General features: G+C 68.3%; 17 protein-coding genes and 3 pseudogenes. 8 read left to right on the top strand and 12 right to left on the bottom strand.

Annotated elements, in window-relative coordinates:
- Positions 1 to 134 precede the first annotated feature (134 nt).
- From ACSMXV_RS01505 to ACSMXV_RS01470, 8 genes and pseudogenes are all read right to left on the bottom strand, one after another.
- Entirely contained in the window at positions 135 to 1,148 is a 1,014-nt protein-coding gene (locus ACSMXV_RS01505) for a BtrH N-terminal domain-containing protein (RefSeq protein ID WP_473175879.1), read from the bottom strand.
- 272 nt (positions 1,149 to 1,420) lie between these two features.
- A pseudogene (locus ACSMXV_RS01500) lies at positions 1,421 to 1,529 on the bottom strand (2Fe-2S iron-sulfur cluster-binding protein); the annotation flags it as partial.
- A 179-nt stretch (positions 1,530 to 1,708) separates the two neighbouring features.
- Positions 1,709 to 2,332, bottom strand: coding sequence for a flavodoxin (locus tag ACSMXV_RS01495; protein WP_473175878.1), 624 nt, complete (start codon positions 2,330 to 2,332; stop codon positions 1,709 to 1,711).
- Between the two features lie 100 nt (positions 2,333 to 2,432).
- The gene (locus ACSMXV_RS01490; RefSeq protein ID WP_473175877.1) at positions 2,433 to 3,419 is read right to left on the bottom strand and encodes an aldo/keto reductase; all 987 of its coding nucleotides are present in this window, start codon (positions 3,417 to 3,419) and stop codon (positions 2,433 to 2,435) included.
- A 137-nt stretch (positions 3,420 to 3,556) separates the two neighbouring features.
- Positions 3,557 to 4,408: an aldo/keto reductase gene (locus ACSMXV_RS01485; protein WP_473175876.1), complete on the bottom strand. Its 852-nt coding sequence runs from the start codon at positions 4,406 to 4,408 to the stop codon at positions 3,557 to 3,559.
- Between the two features lie 42 nt (positions 4,409 to 4,450).
- Positions 4,451 to 5,485 carry a zinc-binding dehydrogenase gene (locus ACSMXV_RS01480; RefSeq protein ID WP_473175875.1) on the bottom strand — a complete coding sequence of 345 codons (1,035 nt, stop codon included), beginning with the start codon at positions 5,483 to 5,485 and terminating at the stop codon, positions 4,451 to 4,453.
- A gap of 53 nt (positions 5,486 to 5,538) precedes the next feature.
- Complete coding sequence (locus ACSMXV_RS01475) at positions 5,539 to 5,739, bottom strand: hypothetical protein (RefSeq protein ID WP_473175874.1); 201 nt, start codon at positions 5,737 to 5,739, stop codon at positions 5,539 to 5,541.
- Positions 5,740 to 5,752: 13 nt separating this feature from the next.
- The gene (locus ACSMXV_RS01470; protein WP_473175873.1) at positions 5,753 to 6,634 is read right to left on the bottom strand and encodes an aldo/keto reductase; all 882 of its coding nucleotides are present in this window, start codon (positions 6,632 to 6,634) and stop codon (positions 5,753 to 5,755) included.
- Between the two features lie 152 nt (positions 6,635 to 6,786).
- On the opposite strand from ACSMXV_RS01470, the gene ACSMXV_RS01465 reads away from it, so the two are divergent.
- Positions 6,787 to 7,716 (top strand): helix-turn-helix transcriptional regulator, encoded by a 930-nt coding sequence (locus ACSMXV_RS01465; RefSeq protein ID WP_473175872.1) that lies wholly within the window; start codon positions 6,787 to 6,789, stop codon positions 7,714 to 7,716.
- 242 nt (positions 7,717 to 7,958) lie between these two features.
- Here ACSMXV_RS01465 and ACSMXV_RS01460 read toward each other — a convergent pair whose 3' ends face one another.
- Together ACSMXV_RS01460 and ACSMXV_RS01455 are read right to left on the bottom strand one after the other, a co-directional pair.
- A complete protein-coding gene (locus tag ACSMXV_RS01460; protein ID WP_473179206.1) occupies positions 7,959 to 8,939 on the bottom strand; it encodes a phosphotransferase family protein in 981 nt (326 codons plus the stop codon).
- 523 nt (positions 8,940 to 9,462) lie between these two features.
- Positions 9,463 to 10,704: a PP2C family protein-serine/threonine phosphatase gene (locus ACSMXV_RS01455; RefSeq protein WP_473175871.1), complete on the bottom strand. Its 1,242-nt coding sequence runs from the start codon at positions 10,702 to 10,704 to the stop codon at positions 9,463 to 9,465.
- Between the two features lie 377 nt (positions 10,705 to 11,081).
- Here ACSMXV_RS01455 and ACSMXV_RS01450 point away from each other — a divergent pair, with 377 nt between their 5' ends.
- The 3 genes from ACSMXV_RS01450 (at position 11,082) to ACSMXV_RS01440 (ending at position 14,298) form a co-directional block, all read left to right on the top strand.
- Positions 11,082 to 11,453, top strand: coding sequence for an iron chaperone (locus tag ACSMXV_RS01450; RefSeq protein WP_473175870.1), 372 nt, complete (start codon positions 11,082 to 11,084; stop codon positions 11,451 to 11,453).
- Between the two features lie 325 nt (positions 11,454 to 11,778).
- Complete coding sequence (locus ACSMXV_RS01445) at positions 11,779 to 12,717, top strand: MerR family transcriptional regulator (protein ID WP_473175869.1); 939 nt, start codon at positions 11,779 to 11,781, stop codon at positions 12,715 to 12,717.
- A 621-nt stretch (positions 12,718 to 13,338) separates the two neighbouring features.
- Entirely contained in the window at positions 13,339 to 14,298 is a 960-nt protein-coding gene (locus tag ACSMXV_RS01440) for a DUF5996 family protein (protein ID WP_473175868.1), read from the top strand.
- Positions 14,299 to 14,354: 56 nt separating this feature from the next.
- Here ACSMXV_RS01440 and ACSMXV_RS01435 read toward each other — a convergent pair.
- Positions 14,355 to 14,456: pseudogene (locus ACSMXV_RS01435) on the bottom strand (VOC family protein); the annotation flags it as partial.
- A 349-nt stretch (positions 14,457 to 14,805) separates the two neighbouring features.
- Positions 14,806 to 15,257 (bottom strand): annotated as a pseudogene (locus ACSMXV_RS01430) (RNA-guided endonuclease InsQ/TnpB family protein); the annotation flags it as partial.
- Between the two features lie 124 nt (positions 15,258 to 15,381).
- Here ACSMXV_RS01430 and ACSMXV_RS01425 point away from each other — a divergent pair.
- The 4 genes from ACSMXV_RS01425 (at position 15,382) to ACSMXV_RS01410 (ending at position 18,236) form a co-directional block, all read left to right on the top strand.
- Positions 15,382 to 15,891, top strand: coding sequence for an aspartate carbamoyltransferase (locus tag ACSMXV_RS01425; RefSeq protein WP_473175867.1), 510 nt, complete (start codon positions 15,382 to 15,384; stop codon positions 15,889 to 15,891).
- 174 nt (positions 15,892 to 16,065) lie between these two features.
- Positions 16,066 to 16,467, top strand: coding sequence for a DUF6153 family protein (locus tag ACSMXV_RS01420; RefSeq protein ID WP_473175866.1), 402 nt, complete (start codon positions 16,066 to 16,068; stop codon positions 16,465 to 16,467).
- A 122-nt stretch (positions 16,468 to 16,589) separates the two neighbouring features.
- Positions 16,590 to 17,216 (top strand): DUF305 domain-containing protein, encoded by a 627-nt coding sequence (locus tag ACSMXV_RS01415; protein WP_473175865.1) that lies wholly within the window; start codon positions 16,590 to 16,592, stop codon positions 17,214 to 17,216.
- Positions 17,217 to 17,702: 486 nt separating this feature from the next.
- Entirely contained in the window at positions 17,703 to 18,236 is a 534-nt protein-coding gene (locus ACSMXV_RS01410; protein ID WP_473175864.1) for a DUF4396 domain-containing protein, read from the top strand.
- Positions 18,237 to 18,400: the final 164 nt, after the last annotated feature.

The raw sequence follows: 18,400 nt of genomic DNA, 5'->3' as shown, positions 1-18,400 counted from the left end.
CCTCCGGACGCTGGTTGGCCCAGTCTGCACAGCTATAGAGCCGAGGAGGGTGCCCGACGTCGTCTGGGCGCCGGGCGTGTACGCACAAACTGTCACAGGATCACTATGGAAAGCTAATCGAAGTGGTGAGCCTGTCAAGGCTGGATCGCGTTGGGGGCTTCACTCCCCATGCAGCTCAGCGTCTGCATGGCCTCGCGCTCTATGCGTGAAAGATCGCAGAGGATGGTGCCTGCCTGTACGAGGCACTGCGCATCGCCTGATTCCCCGGCTTTTTTGATCATTGCTGCGGCTTCCGTCCACAGGGTGGCTGCCTCGGTGTACAGCCCGTGGCCGGTGCGCAGGTGGCTGCTGTCGAGCAGTTGGGTGCATTCGGCGAGGAAGTCGCGGTAGAGGTTACGGAACAGGGCGCCGCCGGTGCCGGCCTTCTCCATCAAGAGGGCGGCCTGCGGCAGGTCTCGGTGTGGGTTGTCAGTGCGCTGGAGCCATGTGCGTACCAGCTTGCCGGCCTTCTCGATGCCTCGGTGGCCGAGGTTGGCGATGGGCGGGTTGAGGAAGGCGTCGGCGCAGGCGGTGATGGCGGGAATGATCTGGCTCAGTGGGGAGGGCGAGTTCCTCGGAGCGGTGAGGGTGAAGGAGCGGTGCTTGGCGGTCATCGGACCGCGCGCGGCCCTGGCCTGGGCGAGGCTGGTCAGGCTGGTGGATACCGCCCCGCCTTGTTGGTCGGTGTCCACCAGGTAGGCGTCGTGATCGTCGTAGCCGTACATGGCGACGACGTGACCGCCGAAGTGCACCTTGGAGGCGAAGTAGTCCAGGTAGTAGCTGTCGAGCTGCAGTCCGACGGGATGGCCGGCGCCGATGGGGGCCACCAGGTTCTCCCAAGCTCTGCGGGGCGAGGTGGTCTCCTGGACCAGGAGCTCCAGCCCGAGTCTGGTGGCCAGGTTTCTGGTGAGGTCGAAAGGCTTGACCCGTCCCCCGAGGAAGGGGAAGCCCATGTTCTTGCTGTCCCAGTAGACGAAGGACAGCCCGGAGCCGAGGCCGAAGAGCATGGGCTCGGACAGATCGAGCCCTTGGTGCCGCAGCAGCACCCCGAGGGCTGTCGTCTCGCAGTGCTGCGTACCGCGGGCATCGATGTCTATTACCGTGGTCATGCCATGCTCTCCTGGACGGGGATGATCAGCCGGGTCATCGGTTCCTCTTGCGGTGCCTCTGCCGGCCCGACGAGATTGGCCTCACGCACGGGCGCTTGCGGGCGCAGCCCGCGCTCGTGGGGGCGGCGAGGTTCCGACCGGTCAGCTTGAGGTCGTCCCACGGCATTGGCCGCCTCCCTCGCATCAGAGTGCTGAATCGTCGTCCAGCATGGCGGATCCAAGGTCAGTGCCGCAGGCGCATGAAATCAGCTCACCGGCCGGCGGGTGCCATGGCAGGCCCCGCAGGCACCGGCGTTTGCAGCCCTTCTCCGAGCCGGTCAGGCCGAGGTGCTCGCGCAGCAGGTCCAGCAGCGAGGTCCGGTTGTCGACCGTGACGGTGTGCAGCCGCCACGGAGCAGCCGCTTGGCGCTTGCGTTCCAGCTCTCGTCCCGCCTGACGGGCGGGCTGGAGGGGTAACAAGCCCTGGTCTAGGGGGTGTGGACAGCCCGGTAGTGATGCGGCCCCTGTCACCTCTGTCTCACGGGACACGGCCTTGCCGAGATTGGGCGGTGAGGAACGGGTCAGTCGCGCAGAAGGCCGATGCGCCGTAGCCAGGACCGCACTTCGGTATCGGCGTCCCGGACTTCCTCGCCACGTACCGCGAACCCTTCGCCGATGGTCGCGCCCGGGCAGGAGGCCGCGTAGTCGCGCTCGGTGGTGCCCAGTCCGCTCATCGCGTACGTCGTGAACGGGTAGACCGTCTTGCCACGGAAGTCGAACTTCTCCGCGAACGTCGCCATGATCATGGGTGCTCGGACGTTCCAGATGGGGCTGCCCAGCAGCACCGTGTCGTAACGGTTGAGCGAGGACGGGGGGTTGGCGATGGCCGGCCGTGCGTCGGCGTCCTGTTCGCGGACATTGCGCGCGACCGTCTCCTCGTAGTCGTCGGGGTAGGGGTCGAGGGCTTCGATGCGGTGTACGTCACACTCGATGCGCTCGCTGATCATTCGGGCGAGGACTTCCGTGTTTCCGATCTTGAGGTTCGTACGCCCGCCGTAGTAGTAGTTCTCTCCCGGCCGGGAGAAGTAGGCGAGCAGGACCCGCTTCCCGGATGAGGCCCCAGAGGCAGGTCGCTCAGCGGACGTCGGCGCGTTCCCGCTTGGCGGGGACGACGTGGAACAGCCGGTGATCTGGACTCCGGTCACGATGGTGGCCCCTCCCAGAAGTGCGCCACGAAGGAAGGTACGGCGCCTCAGCCCAGTGGCTTTCATCGATGCTGTTCCTCGGTGCTGGGTGTTTTTGGGTTCAGCGGTTGATCCACCGCTGCATGTGTTCGGGGTAGCGATCCCCGCTGACCTCGATCCGGTCGGCCGCCTCGGTGATCTCCTCCAGGTCCTCCGGGGTGAGCACGACGTCGACCGCGCCGGCGTTCTCCCGCAGACGAGTGATCTTCGTGGTGCCGGGGATCGGCACGATCCAGGGGTGCTGGGCCAGCAGCCAGGCCAGCGTGATCTGCGCGGTGGTGGTGCCCTTGCGTGCGGCGACAGCCGACAGCAGGTCGACAAGGGCCTGGTTGGCTGCGCGGGCCTCCTCGGTGAACCGCGGAAGGCTGCCTCGCAGGTCAGTGTCGCTGAAGGACGTGGTGCTGGTGATCGCACCGGTCAAAAAGCCCTTGCCCAGCGGGCTGAAGGGGACCAAGCCGATACCGAGTTCAAGCAGCGTGGGCAGGATCCGCGACTCGGGCTCGCGCCACCACAGGGAGTACTCGCTTTGCAGCGCCGTGACCGGCTGCACTGCGTGGGCACGGCGGATGGTGTCCACCCCTGCCTCGGACAGGGCGAAGTGCTTGACCTTGCCCGCCTCGATGAGTCCCTTCACCGTGCCGGCGACCTCTTCGATCGGCACGTCGGGGTCGACGCGGTGCTGGTAGAGCAGGTCGATGCTGTCCACGCCCAACCGGCGCAGGGAGTCCTCCACGGTCGCCCGGATGTGCTCGGGACGACTGTCCAGGCCGGTGGATCGGGAGCCGTCGAAGGAGAAGCCGAACTTGGTGGCGATGACGACCTCGTCGCGCACCGGTGCCAGGGCCTTGCCGACGAGTTCCTCATTGGTGAACGGGCCGTACACCTGGGCGGTGTCGAAGAAGGTGATGCCCCGGTCGACGGCGGCGCGGATGAGGGCGATGCCGTCCCGGTCATCGACTGCCGGGCCGTAGCCGTGGCTGAGCCCCATGCAGCCCAGTCCGATCGCGGAGACCTTCAGTCCGCTGTTGCCGAGAGTGCGGGTAATCAACGCTCTCCTCCTCATGATGACGTGCGGGATGTGGTTCCAGGGCGGACTAGGGGAGGCACAGGCGACGGGTCTGCGGAGGTTCTGGGTTCGCGCGCTGTGGACATCCGCGTCCGCTGTGTTGGGGTGCGCCGACCGGCTCAGGCATCCGTGCGCAGCGTGCTGAGCTGGGCGACCCACGCCGGGTCACGGTGGTCGAAGAACAGGGAGGCGCCGGTGTCCAGGGTGGCGATGGATGCCATCTGCTCGTCGGTCAGCTCGAAGTCGAAGACGTCGATGTTCTCCGCCATGCGCTCGGGGCGCACGGACTTCGGGATCGTGACGACGCCGCGTTGGATGAGCCAGCGCAGGACGACCTGCGCCACGGACTTGCCGTGCTGCCGGCCGATCTCGCTCAGGAGCGGGTCGGTGAACAGGTTGTTCTTGCCTTCGGCGAACCCGCCCCAGGAGTGAATCCGGATCCCGTGCTCGCGCATCAGCTCCTGGTCGGCGACCCGCTGGAAGAAGGGGTGGACCTCGATCTGGTTGACCGCGGGCGTGATCTCGTTGTTGAGGACGAGGTCGAGGAGCCGGTCAGGGTAGAAGTTCGAGACGCCGATCGCCTTGGCCCGGCCCTCGCGGTGCAGGCTCTCCATGGCGCGCCACTGGCCGTAGACGTCGCCGTAGGGCTGGTGCATCAGGTACAGGTCGACGTAGTCCAGGTCGAGCTTGCGCAGCGAGTCGTCGAACGCCCGCTTGGTGTTCTCCTCGGCCGGGGCGTCCTGGACCCACAGCTTGGTGGTGATGAACAGTTCCTCGCGCCCGATGCCGCTGTTCTTGATGGCGCGGCCGACGGCCTTCTCGTTGTGGTAGAGGGCGGCCGTGTCGAGCAGGCGGTAGCCGGCGGCGAGGGCGTCTGTGACGGCCTGCTCGGTCTCCTCCGGCGAGACCTGGAACACGCCGAAACCGAGGATGGGCATGTCGACGCCGTTGTTGAGGGTGACGGTCTGCATGGGGGTCTTCCTTGTCGTGCTGGGAGTCGTACTGGGAGAGGGTCAGAAGGTGATGAGCGCCTTGAGGACGCGGCGGTCGGTCATGGCCCGGTAGGCGTCCGGAACCTGGTCGAGGGAGAAGCTGTGGTCGAAGACGCGGCCCGGTTCGATGGCGCCGTCCAGGACGTCCGGCATCAGCTCCTCGATGTAGGCGCGGGCCGGGCTGGCGCCGCCGGTGAGGGTGATGTTCCGCATGATCATGGACGGGCCGACGGGGCCTTCCTCGTACTGCGGGACGCCCAGCCGGCTGATGGTGCCCCCGTCCATGACCGCTGCAAGGGCGGTCTGAAGCGTCTGGCGGGTGCCGACGGCCTCGATGACCTTCGCGACACCGTCGCCGCCGGTCAGCTCGCGCACGCGGGCGACGCCTTCCTCACCGCGCTCCGCGACCACGTCGGTGGCGCCGAAATCACGGCCCAGGTCGGTGCGGGCGGTGTGCCGGCCCATGAGGACGACCTGCTCGGCGCCCAGCCGCCTGGCGGCGATGACCGCGCACAGGCCCACCGCGCCGTCCCCGATGACCAGGACCGCGTCGCCGCGGCCGACGCCCGCGGTGACAGCGCCGTGATGGCCGGTGCCCATCACGTCCGAAAGGGTCAGCAACGAGGGCAGCAGCGCGGAGTCGGCGTCGACGGGGAGCCTGACCAGGGTGCCGTCGGCCTGGGGAACGCGCACCGCCTCGCCCTGGCCGCCGTCCACGCCGTCGAAGCCGTACCGGCCACCTCGCCGGCACGAGATGTGCAGGCCCCTGGCGCAGTAGTCGCAGGTGTTGTCGCAGTACGTGAACGGAGCGACGACCAGGTCACCGACCTTGATCTCGGACACGCCGGAGCCGGTCTCCTCCACCACGCCGAGGAACTCGTGTCCCATCGGGCGGCCAGTGTCGGTGGCGGGCATGGACTTGTAGGGCCACAGGTCGCTGCCGCACACACACGACAGGACGGTGCGGACGACGGCGTCGGTGGGCTGCTGGATCTTCGGGTCGGGACGGTCCTCGATCCGGACGTCACCGGCGCCGTACATCATGGCGGCACGCACAGGGTTCTCCTCTTCCTGGACAGGGTGTTTCAGTCGCGGGGCGGCGGCGCCGGTCAGCGTGCGAGCATCTGCAATCCGGCTTCGGTATGGGCCTCGTTCGCTGCCGGGGGCCAGCTGCTGAGCTGGTCGATCTGCTGGGCGGTCAGCCGGATGCCGTCGGCTGCGGTGTTCTCCTCGACCCGGTGCACGCCCGTGGTGCCGGGTCCGGGCGATGTCGTCGCCCTGCGTGAGCAGCGATGCGAGGCGACCTGCATGCTCCGAGTGGTCCTACGCCTCGGGGATCTCCATGCCGTAGTTCTCAAGGGTGATGTCGGCCGGCTCGGGACCGCCGCGCACCCCCGTGTCCAGCGCGTCGATCGCGGCGATCTGCTCGGCGGTGAGTTCGAAGTCGAAGACGTCGAAATTCTCGGCGATGCGAGCGGGCTTGGTCGACTTCGGGATGGCGGAGCGGCCTTCCTGTACGTGCCAGCGCAGCATCACCTGAGCGGCCGACGTGCCGTGCCGGCCCGCGATCTCCCGCAGCGTGGGGTCGTCGAAGGTGCTCTTGGCGCCGCCGCCGTAGGACGTGACGCCGCCGATGGGCGACCACGCCTGCGTCAGGATGCCGTGCTCGGCGTGCACCCGCTGCAGCGCGGTCTGCTGGAAGTAGGGGTGGACCTCGATCTGGTTCACCGCCGGGACGACGGACGTCTCGTTCAGGAGGCGGTCGAGGTGGTCGGGCATGAAGTTGCTCACGCCGATGGCGCGGACCTTGCCGTCGGCGAGGAGCTTCTCCAGCGCGCGGTAGGCGTCGAGGGTGCGCTCGAAGGCCGTGGGCAGGGGCTGGTGGAGGAGCAGCAAGTCGAGCTGGTCGACGCCGAGCTTGCCGGCGCTCTTGTCGAAGGCGTGCAGCGTGGCGTCGTAGCCGTAGTCGCTGATCCAGATCTTCGTCTCGACGAACACCTCGTCGCGGTCGAGGCCGGAGCGGCGGATGCCCTCGCCGACCTCACGCTCGTTGCCGTACGCGGCGGCCGTGTCGATGTGGCGGTAGCCGACGCGCAGGGCCTCGTGGACCGCGGCGGTCGTCACATCGGGCGGGGTCTGGAAGACGCCGAGCCCGAGCGGGGGCATCTCCACACCGTTGTTCAAAGTGATGGTGTGCTTGGCCATGCCTCGACCGTAAGCACGCGGACGGCACGAGTGAGAGTCACTGCTGTTATCCCCCACCTTCCCCCGGAGGCAGTCACCACCGGCCCTGGGGGATACAGGCAGGCACCCCCACGCGGGCCCCACACAGGGGACGCGGGCATTACGTTTGAAGCATGGACCTTGGCCGCGACGTGCAGCAATTCCTCACCGAGATGCGCGCCCGCCTGACCCCCGAAGAAGCCGGCGTGACCGTCTTCGGCGGCGAGCGCCGCGTCCCCGGGCTGCGCCGCGAGGAGGTAGCCCAGCTCGCGGGCGTCAGCACGGCGTACTACACCCGCATGGAACGCGGAAACCTGCGCGGGGTCTCCGAGAGCGTGCTGCGCTCGCTGGCCCGCACCCTGCACATGAGCGACGCCGAGACCCAGCACCTGTTCGACCTCGCCCGCGCAGCCTCCGAAGGCACCAGGGCGCGCCGTGCCAAGCCCCGGCCGGTGCGGCTGCCCCAGCGGGCGGCGCACCTGATCGACAGCATGCCCGACGTTCCGACCATCGCCCTCGGACCCCTCGGCGACGTGCTCACAGCCAACGCCCTGGGACGAGCACTGTTCCCACACCTCTTCCCCGACAACGGCCAACCCCTCAACCACACGCGCTACCTCTTCCTCGACGACCGCGCCCGCGACTTCTACGTCAACTGGGAACACGACGCCCGCCACGTCGTCTCAGTCCTGCGCCTGATCGCCGGCCGCGACCCCTCCGACCCCGCCCTCATGGCTCTCATAGGAGAGCTCGCCACCCACAGCCCCGAGTTCCGCACCTGGTGGGCAGGCCACACAGTGACCGTCCACGCAGCCGGAACAAAGGCCATCCGCCACCCCGTCGTCGGCGAACTCACCGTGGCCTACGAAACCCTGATCCTGGGCTCCGCCCCCGACGTGCGCATCGTCACCTACCTCGCCGACCCGGGCACCCCCTCGGCCGACGCCCTCGACCTCCTTCGCAGCTGGACCGCGACCACACACCCGCCCGCCGAAGACGAGCACTCCTCGGCAAGCACGCCCGCCCGCAGGCAGGCTCCGCCGCGTCGTACCCCGAACCCGTAGTCGCTGGCGTCAAAGGGAAGGCCACGCCGTCGGCTGCTACTGAAAGCGTGAGTCAGGAGCCTTCGCTGCCGCTGGCAGGAGGATCGCTGCGGTGTGATGCGCAGACCATGGCGATGCACCGGTGATGCGGAACAGCTCGCTCTCATCATGACGGCGCGGGCGGCCCCTGCAGACGGGAGATCCTGGGATTCGATCGAAGGCCAGGACAGCATCCTCTCGGGGGGTGAACCGCAAAGCACGCTCTAAACTACCGAGACCAGCGCCAGCGCCTCGTTCAAGTGGTGCTCGGCGATTCCCTGCATGAAATCCCGGTCGGGGAAGTCCCCGTCGAGCAGCCGGAGCGGACCCGCCGTCAGTGACAGCCGCTGGGTGAGCGTGTAGAGCGCGAGCCGGTCTTCGTCGAGGCCCTCCACCGCCAACCGCTGATAGTGGCTGCCGGGATGCCGGAGCTGCAGGAACACGTGCTCCCACTCGATGTCGAAATACAGCAGATCCTCGATGTCGATCAGAACGGGATTGCCGTCCCGGTCCACCAGCACGTGGTCCAGCCCCAGCTCGCCATGGACGACTGAGTACTCGGCACGCGGCCGCACAGCTGCGGCGTACTCTCGCAGTCGTTCCTCCAGCCGGTCGTGGGCGTCCGCGATCCTCCGGTCCCGCGAAGCCGCTTCGACCAGGCAGCGCAGCGCGAAGTCGAGCGCGGCTTGCTCGCATGACGTCGCCCCCGAGGTTCCTCCTGCGTCGATCAGGGCTACTTTGCCGAAAGACGGCGCCCGATGACTGCGCATCGCCGTCAGGGCATCGGCGAGACGTGCCATTGTCGGCTCCGCCGCGCGCGGGTCGCGGTTGAGCAGGTCCAGCAGGTCCTCGCCGGCGAAGTCCTCCACGATCGCGAGGTCGGCAGGGTAGTGGGTGCGCTCGCGGTCGACCAGGTGGACCTCGGGAACCCGCAGGCCCAGCGAGTCCAGCCGCGCGTGGGCGGCCTCGAACAGGTCGAGCCCGGCACCGGGCGAGAACGGGTCGGTGAGGTCGTCGTCGCCCTCGGCCGCTGGCCAGTAGTTCTCCGACTCCTCCCACAGGTAGGCGATCGCCGTCGTAGCGTCGTCCATCGTCAGGCGGTACACGCCCTTCCTGCTGCCGCCCGCGAGCCGCTCGAGCGCATCCAGCCGCCGACCGCCACCCAGCGCGGCCCTCGCGGCCCCCGCCAACTGGTCTCGCGTCACTTTCCGGGGTGCCACGTCCACCACTCGCCTTTCCAGCTCGATACAACCGGGGCACCCTACGTGATCGACCGCTCAATGCCGAACGATTTGTCCCAGAACCTCAACGCTCGACCGTGCACGCTTCAGGAAAAGGCCCTCAGGAGCCCGAGGCGGCATTCGACGTCCTCCAGAGTCTCCTGCTGAAGCCGCGAGCATCGGCCGCACCGTTCACGTCCGCCGCCGACCGCCTCGCGGCGGATGCACGATCCCTACGCGTAACGACCCACGACGCTCACGCTCGCGTCAACACCCTCCCGCCGCGGCTGCCGTGACGGACTGCCACAGGAACCCAGTGACACCAATTCTGAGGCTCTGGGGGGTGTGCTTCTCCCGCAAGGGGCCTCATGGGCAACTCGGAGTCCAAGGTCGAGCTGTACGCCGCATCGTCGCGATCACCAGAACGGTCAGCCGGACCCTGGATGGGCAGTGGCCGCAGCCACGGAAGAGACCCCGGCGCAAGGAGTCCAGGCTCGACCTTGTCGATTCAATCCAGGCTGGCGAGGTGGTCGGCGGCGCCCCCGCGCCACTCGATGAGGAAGAGCGTCGCGTCGTCGCTGGTCCTGCCGCCCCGTTCCTGCTTCAGCGTATGGGAGAGGGCACGCACCACCGCGCGTACTCCTGCATCGGCCTGCTCGGTGCGGTTGACACAGTCGACGAGTTGTTCCAAACCGAACTGATCCTCGCCGACTTCGTGCTCCTCGACCACCCCGTCGGTGAAGCACAGCACACGGTCGCCGCGCTGGAGCATCAGCTCGCTGATCTGGGGCGCTTCACCGCCCAAGCCGACCGGCAAGGTAGTCGGGCTCTGGAGTTGCTGGATGACCTCGCCGTTCCGGATGAGCAGCGGTGCGGGATGGCCCGCGTTGACCCATTGCAGGTGACCTGTTGTGATGTCCAGACGCATCATCTCAGCGGTGACGAAATGCTCGGGGCCGAACTGCTTGGCGATGGCCCGGTCCATGAACGCATAGATCTTGCCCAGGTCGATGTCGCCGCGTCGGGCGTGTCGGTAGGCACCGATAGTGACGGTCGCCATGGTGGCGGCGTCCAGGCCGTGTCCCATCGCGTCGACCACGGCCACGTGCAGGATGTCGTCGTTGAGGGCATAGTCGAAGCTGTCACCGGCGACGTCATAGGCGGGCTCCAGGATTCCGGCCACCGCGACCTGGGGCACGTCCATCATCAGCGGCGGCAGCAGGGACCACTGCATTTCGGCAGCCACGCTCATCGGTTCGCGTCGCCGGACCAAGAAGAACTGGTCGGTGTAGCTGTTCTTGGTGACCAGCATGTCGGCGACCAAGCTGGCGAGCCTGTGCAATAGACGCCGGTCATCGTCATCGACGGCGTCCAGGGTGAGAGCCATCACCCCCACCTGATCGCTGCCGTCCAGCAACGGCAGGAACATACGGACGCCGTCGGCCTGAGGTACCTCGACAGGGGTTGCGCGCAGGAAGGCCACACCAGCGTCGGAGGCATCAATCGGCTCGGCCTCGCCGACCGCCAGCCGCCTGCCCGGCAAGGGCGCCAGCACCTCTTGGCCGTAATCCTGCAGGAGAATCGAGACCTCCCGGCCACCGATCCGGGCAATCTCTTCCGCGACCAGCGGCGCGATAAGCTGCGGCGGCATCTGCTGCTCCCGGTCCAGCAGCAGCCCCAGCAGCCGCTCACCGAACCCTTCCGACCGGTCCAGCATGACCTTGTCGAACTGCCGCTCAGCATCCGTCATGGTCCGCGCCCTTTCCGTCTCAAGAGTAGTTCAGCGGGCTGCCCGGCTCTCTCGGGTTCGGCTGCCTGGAGCCGGTACGGTGCAGCTCTGGCCCATGGGAAAGCCAGCCGCTCCCCGCGCGGCTGAGCGCCTTGCAGGTCATCCAGTCGGCGGTTATCGAGCATCCCGCTCTGCCTCATGGTGTCCCGCCATGCTGACCATCTCGTCACTGCCTGTAGCCATCCATGCCGGAGCTGCACGGTGCCGCACGGCCACACAGTCACCACGCAGAGTAAGTGAGCGACTCGAATGCCGGTGGGCACGTTTCCGAGTCAGTCGAAGCCCGAGCTCCTGGGTCCGCCTGTGGCGGCCGGGGTGGGGCAGGCCATACTGGCGCCATGGGGAGACCGCAGACGATCGATGAGTACATCGAGGGCTTCGCCGGGCAGGGCCGCGAGATGCTTGAGCAGATGCGGGTGCTGGCCCACGAGGCGGTCCCCGAGGCGAGCGAGGCGATCAAGTGGGGCTATCCTGCGTGGGTGCACCCGTCGGGGACGATCCTGTTTATGGTTAGCGGCCACGCGAAGCACGCGAACGTCGCGTTCACGCCCAGCACCCGCGAGGAGTTCGACGTCGATCTCGCCGGCTTCGCCACCGGCAAGGGCTCCGTCAAGCTCCCGTACGGCCAGCCCGTGCCGGGCGACCTGCTGCGCCAGATGATTGCGTTCCGTGTGCGTGAACACGAGAACGACGGCGTGCTGTGGATGTGACGACCGTGGTACGCCCCTCCTGGCACGGGTTGTCACCACGGCCGTCACCAGCGCACCGCTGTACTCGTATCCGCCGCATTCCGTACAGCGGCGTAAAGCTGCCCCGACCGCGGGTCTCGCCATGACCTTCCTCCGCCAGTGCCGGTGCGGCGTCCGCAGATCGTTACCCCGTGGCGAGTTTCTCCCACCGCGACTGGTCGGGAGAAATGGTTTACGGTTTCGCCGCCACCGAGCGGAGGAATTGTCGATACTTGTGGATGAGGAGTGTTGGCTGGCAGGCACCGGGGCTTGAGTCTCCAGTAGGGGGAGACGCAAAGGTGGGGGCATGGACGGCGACACGCTCTACTCGATCGGCGAGCTCGCTCGGCGGACCGGTCTCACAATCAAGACCATTCGGTTCTACTCCGATCGCGGAATCGTGGCGCCGACGAACCGCAGTCCGGCCGGCCACCGCCTCTACAACATCGACGCCGTCGCACGCCTGAACCTCGTGCGGACCCTGCGCGAGCTGGGACTGGACCTTCCCACGATCCGCAAGATCGTAGACCGGGAGCTGTCGCTTCCCGAGGTCGCCTCGGCGCACGCCGAAGCACTGGCAGTGCAGATCCGCGTCCTGCGCCTGCGGCGCGCGGTACTGATGGCGGTGGCCGAGCGCGGGTCCACCCCTGAGGAGACGGAACTCATGCATCAGTTGGCCCAGCTTGCCGAGGACGAACGTCGACGTCTGATCGGCGATTTTCTCGAGGCTGTCTTCGGCGGTCCTGACGCCGCCCCCGCATTCGCGGGGGTCATGCCCTCGATGACCCCCGAGTTGCCCGACAACCCCGAGGCGGAACAAGTCCAGGCGTGGGTGGAGTTGGCCGAACATTCCCTGGATCCGGATTTCCGTGCCGGCGTGCGGCGGATGGCCGAGGACCAGGCAGCTGAGCAGGCCCAAAGCGACATGGCGGGCCCGCGCCGCGACATTGCCGCCGCCGTCCGTGACCAGGTAGGCCCGGCCCTGACGGCCGGCATCGACCCGGCCTCGCCCCAAGCCGATCCGATCGTCGCGGCGTTCACGGCGCGCTACGCGCACCTTCTTGGCCGTCCGGATGACGTCGAGCTTCGCCGCCGACTGGCGACGCGGCTGGAGAGCGTGAACGACCCCCGCAGGGAGCGGTACTTTCAGTTGCTCGCGGTGGTCAACGGCTGGCCGGTCCCGGAGAGTCTGGCGCCGGTGCTCGACTGGTCCGTCCAGGCTCTGCGCGTCCGGACACAGCGATGAACGCGCCGCCCGGGCAGAGGGCGGCAACGCGCTCGGGCGGCGCGAAGTCATCCGGTTCCGCGGCGTGCAACTGCACCCTGAGACCGGGGCGAACGGCGGGAAGGAACCTGTCGTCGAGAGTGGAGACGGTCGCGCCGTCGAAGAGGTCAGGCGTGACGACCTCATGCCCGGAGCGACCCAGTCGCTCGGCGGCGAGGAGTTCGGCGGGGCGCAGGCCCAGAACGGAGTGGAACAACGCGATGTGGGCCATGGGTCATCGTGCTGTACGGGGCCGTGACTGTGACCAGCACTTCCCAAGCACGGCGTAGGCCGTGTGCTTTGGGACGCCGACCAAAGGGACTTGTACGGGGACACCCTTCCGCCCTGCGGTGCAGCCCGGCATCCGAAGGATGAGTCAAGGGGCCGAGGCGGAGCGAGAGCAGCGAGTGGAGGGCACCAAACGCCGCGGGCCGATCCGGGCCGATACGAAGACACGCCCAGGCGACCGGGGCAGCGCCGTGAACGCACGCTGATGCGCCTCCCGGGTTCGACGAGGTGCCGCACCTGTCCGGTGTGGTCATCATGGTCATCCAGGGCCCGTCCGACCATCAGGAGCGTTGGGCGGGAGGGAAGGTGATGACAATGGAACTGTTCCCGCCGATCCCGCTGGCCGAGTGGCGCGACACCAAAGACACGCTCCATCGCTTCGCGCAGATCGTCGGGAAGGTCCGCCTCGCTGCCAGCGTCCGGCGTAATCACTGGTGGAATGTCCCGTTCCATCTCACGGGGCGCGGCATCACCACTCGCCCGATGGGACAGGTCGACGGCAATCCGATCTTCACGATGGACTTCGACTTCGTCGGACATCAGCTGGCTGTTTCGACTCTGGACGGCCGGGAGATCTCCCTCCCGCTCATCGGCCAGTCCGTGGCGTCCTTCCACGACGCGGTCATGGGCTCGCTGGCGGCGCTGGGCGTCCGGGTGCGGCTCGACGTATCCAGGCCCTTCGACCTGCCCGACGCCGGCCGGCCGTTCGCCGAGGACACCGAGCACGCGACCTACGATCCCCCACAAGCCAACCGCTACTGGCGGGTCCTCAGCCAGGTGGCGTCAGTACTGGAGGAATTCGCCGCAGGGTATGCGGGGAAGGTCAGCCCGGTGCACCATTTCTGGCACACCTTCGACATCGCCCACAGCCGGTTCTCCGGGCGTCACATCGAGCAGCCTCAGCAGATCGACCCTGTGACCCGGGAGGCGTACTCCCGGGAGGTGATCAGCTTCGGCTTCTGGTTCGGGGACGACACTTTCCCCGAGCCCGCGTTCTACTCCTACACCGCTCCGGAGCCCGCGCACCTGGCGGAGGAGCCGCTCCGGCCCGCGGCGGCACGCTGGATCGCCCGGGGTAACAGCCACTTGGCCTTGCTGCGGTACGACGAGGTCCGTACCGAGGCCGACGCGCGTGCTGCCGTACTCGCGTTCTACGAGAGCGCCTACCGGGCCGGCGCAGGGCGCGCCGGCTGGGAGATCGAGCGAATGGCATGCCCTGGCGGGGTGACGGACCCGCAGCCATGGGCCCACGGGCCCGGTGCCGCGTCCGGCTGAGGCCCGCACACCGCGGCGGCCCGGCCGTCGGCGTGGTAACGGCGGCACCGCCCCGGTCAGGTGTCCGTGCGCGCCAGCAGGCCCTGGATCAGCCCCGTCGCCTGGCCCACCTCGATGAGGTAGCCGTCCGGATCGCGCATGTAGCGGCGCAGCTCCGCGGGTTCGGCGTGCCGGTGCTGTGGTCGGGCACGATCGCGATGGTCGTCGGGGTGAGTGTGTCCGCGGCGGGTCCGGGCGGCCTGTTCGTGGTGGCGTCGGCGACCGCGCTGGGGAGTGTGGCGCCGCACGAGGCCGGGGTGGCCTCCGGGATCGTCAGTACCTTCCACGAGTTCGGCGCCTCGGGCGGTGCCGCCGTCGCCTCCAGCGCCGCTGCCGCAAGCATCGGCGTCGGTGCCGCGTCGGCGTCCGGCTTCGACACTGCGTTCTTGGTCGCCACTGGGGTGGCCGCGGTGTCAGCCGTGGTCGCGGACGGGCTGATCCCGGCCAGGAGCGAGTAGAGAGCCGGCCGGGGAGGTGCTGGCTCATGTTCAAGGGGTCGGCCATCTTCGCCAGGTGCAGGCGGCCGTCATGGAACCGGAACGCCGATGTGGTGTACTCCGCGCTGGCACGAGACTTCTTCTTGGACTTGAAGCGCGGGTACTTGGCCCGCTTGGCGAAGAAGCCGGCGAAAGCGGCCTGCAAATGCCGCAGCGCCTGCTGCAACGGAACCGAGGAGACCTCATTGAGGAATGCCAGTTCCTCAGTCTTCTTCCACGCCGTCAGCATCGCGGAGGACTGGTTGTAGTTGACCCGTTCCTGCCGCGCCCACGCCTCCGTACGGGCCGCAAGCGCCAGGTTGTAGACCTTCCGCACACACCCGAACGTGCGCGACAGCTCAGCTGCCTGCGCATCAGTCGGACTGCCTGCGCATCAGTCGGATAGAAGCGGAACTTGAATGCCCGCTTCACAGGAGTGGTCACAGCTCACAAATGATCACAGCAACTTGTAGCCATCTGCGGGTAGTTGGTGGCGGACGCCGATCCGCGCTGGCGGCGGATCGGCTTTCCCTGCCCTGCTCCGCAGGAGTCCGTTTCCCACAGCAGCATGCGGCGGGCCCACGCGACGAGGACACTCGCCGCCGCTGTGGTGGCCGCCCTCGCCCTGGTGTCCTGCGGCTCGCCGCAGGACGCGGGTGAAGGGCGAACCGACCGGCACAAGACGGTGGCGGAGCGGGGCCGGAGCGTGATGCCCTTCGACCTCGAGGAGACCACCCACCGCTTCACCCCCACCCCGACGGGCGGAGTCCAAGACGTCGTGGCGGACCGGCCCGGCGACGCTGAGCAGATCGATCTGATCCACGGGCACCTGCGCAAGGAGGCGGAAGCGTTCGCCCGGGGTGACTTCGCCGACCCCGCCCGGATCCACGGAAACGAGATGCCCGGCCTCGCCGCACTCCGGGACGGTCATGACCACATCGACGTGCAGTACGAGAAACGTGCGGACGGGGCCACCCTGACGTACGCGACCAAGGATCCCGCGCTGGTCGATGCCCTGCACGACTGGTTCGAAGCCCAGCTCGGCGACCACGGCGCGCACGCCGAGCCGGGCCACTGAACCAAACCGAGCCCCTCGACCCAGGAGGTCATCATTCCGCCCGGCTCTGCGGCCATCGAAACAAGGTCCACCCGGATCTTTGCGGGACTGCCCTTGAACGCTGAACGCCGGATAAACGCTGAATGCCGGAAGCGGTCTGGCGCAGTTCCCGTGCGTGGACCGTACGATGATCTCGTGATCAGCAGCACCGCATCGAGCCGCCGCCCTGCCGGGCGGTTGTTTGTGCTGCTGGTGATGGCGGTGCTGGCCGGTGTGCTGGGGATGCATGCCCTGGGCCCCGGTGGGGCGCCGACTGGGCAGTCGGATGCCGGGCACGCCATGGTGATGGCCCAGACGGCGGGCGCACCGCACGTGAGCGGGGGATGCTCGCACACGGATGGCGGGTCGGATCATCTTGATCATGCCGACGGGACGTGTGCGGCGGCCGGTATCGGCTCCCCTTACGCGCCGCCCGCACTGACCAGCGCGGTGCCGGATGCACCCGCCGCTTATGCCGCGGCGCAAAGGGCCACGGCATCGGCCGAGAGCGGCCGGGCACCGCCCGACCTTTCTGAGCTGCAACTTCTACGGATATAGAGCGGCCCGCACGGCACCCCTTGCCCGGATGTTCCCGGTGACCGGTGCCGCGCCTGCGCACACCCTCATGTCCGCGAAACCCGCGCGCCCTGCCGTGGCTGCGCGTAAGGAGTTGCACACCGATGAGCAGCAAGCGTTCCCTCGTCCGCCGTACCGCCGCCGTGGCTGCCGCAGCGGCGGCCGCGCTCGCCCTGGCCGCCTGCGGCGGAAGTGGCGACGGCTCGGCCGGACACAACGGCCACACCGCGACGTCCCCCTCCGCCTCGGCGCCGGCCTCCCAGGGCCGGCACAACGCTGCCGACGTCGCCTTCGCGAAAGGGATGATCCCTCACCACCGCCAGGCCGTGGAGATGGCCGACCTCGCGCCCAGCCGGGCGGAGTCGGCGGAGGTGAAGAAGCTCGCCGAGGACATCAAGAAGGCCCAGGACCCGGAGATCAAGACGATGTCCGGCTGGCTGACCTCCTGGGGCGAGGAGGTGCCCGCCGAGAGCGCAATGGACCACTCCATGCACGGCGCGGACGGGATGATGTCGGCCGAGGAGATGGAGCAGCTCAAGGACTCCTCGGGTCAGGCGTTCGACACCGCCTTCATGGAGATGATGATCAAACACCACGAAGGCGCGGTGGAGATGGCCAAGACCGAGCAGGCCGACGGCGCCTACGAGCCCGCCAAGAAAATGGCCGGAGCGATCATCACCTCCCAGACCGCCGAGATCACGCAGATGAACAAGCTGCTCGGCACGGACTGACCGGACCGCCGGAGAGGGGCGGGCGCCACCGCTGCCCGCCCCGCCCCGGCATATCGGCCGATCTGCCTTCCTCCGACAGCTCGGATCCGCACGTGATCACCGCGGCGCCGCATACTGCGGCGCCGCGGGCGCGCCGCTGGTTTCCTGGCGGCGGCCGCCGTGCTGCTCGCCGCCTGCTTAAGCACCGACACCGGCCAGGACGCCACGCCCGCCGATCCGGGAACCGGCGACCCTGCACGGCCTCGGCGTCGACCTGGCCGACAACACCGTCTATGCCGCGGGCCACACATGTCTTCCGGCTGAGCGGCGGGAAGGGGTCCGGGTGGCCGACTCTGGGCGTGGGCGCCGGTCGCACCTGGACGTTCCTCCAGCGGCCCTCAACAGAAATGGGGAACAGCCATAGAGGAATACCCCCTAGGGGTATATGGTTCGGGGTGTGGGGCTCGGAATACGGGCCACGCTGGACGGGAATGGGGGATGACGGCCATGGACCACAATGCTCGACACGCCGACGCCGCGCACGACCACACCACTCACGAGGCTCACCACGGTCACGCCACTCACCACGGCGGGCACGGGCACGTCGGGGCCTCCTGGGCGACGGCTGCGAAGGCGACGTTGCACTGCCTGACCGGGTGCGCCATCGGCGAGATCCTTGGCATGGTCATCGGTACGGCCCTGCTGTGGGGCAACGTGCCGACCATGGTCCTCGCGATCGCGCTCGCGTTCCTGTTCGGCTACTCGTTCACGCTGTTCGCGGTGCTCAGGGCCGGCCTGGACTTCAAGGCAGCGATCAAGGTGGCGCTGGCCGCCGACACCGTTTCGATCGCGGTGATGGAGCTGGTCGACAACGCCATCATCGCCCTCACGCCGGGCGCGATGGACGCCCACCTGTCGGACGGGCTGTTCTGGTCGGCCCTGCTGGGCGGGTTCGCGGTCGCCTTCCTGATCACCACGCCCGTGAACAAGTGGATGATCGGCCGCGGCAAGGGCCACGCCGTCGTCCACGCCTACCACTGACGCCGAACCCGTACGCGCTCGGGAACGCCCCTTCACCGATCGGGGGGTGTCCAGGGCGCGTTTGCGTCGCCGCGCCATGGTCAGCCCGCCAAGGGCCAGGGTGGAAGAAGTGCGGCCGCCCGGCCCGCTGGCCTCCGGCAGCGATAAGGAGGCAACCAGTGATG

The organism is Streptomyces sp. DSM 42067, assembly GCF_055792885.1.
Note: the sequence above shows the minus strand (reverse complement) of the source record. Positions and strands in the feature narration are given on the sequence as shown.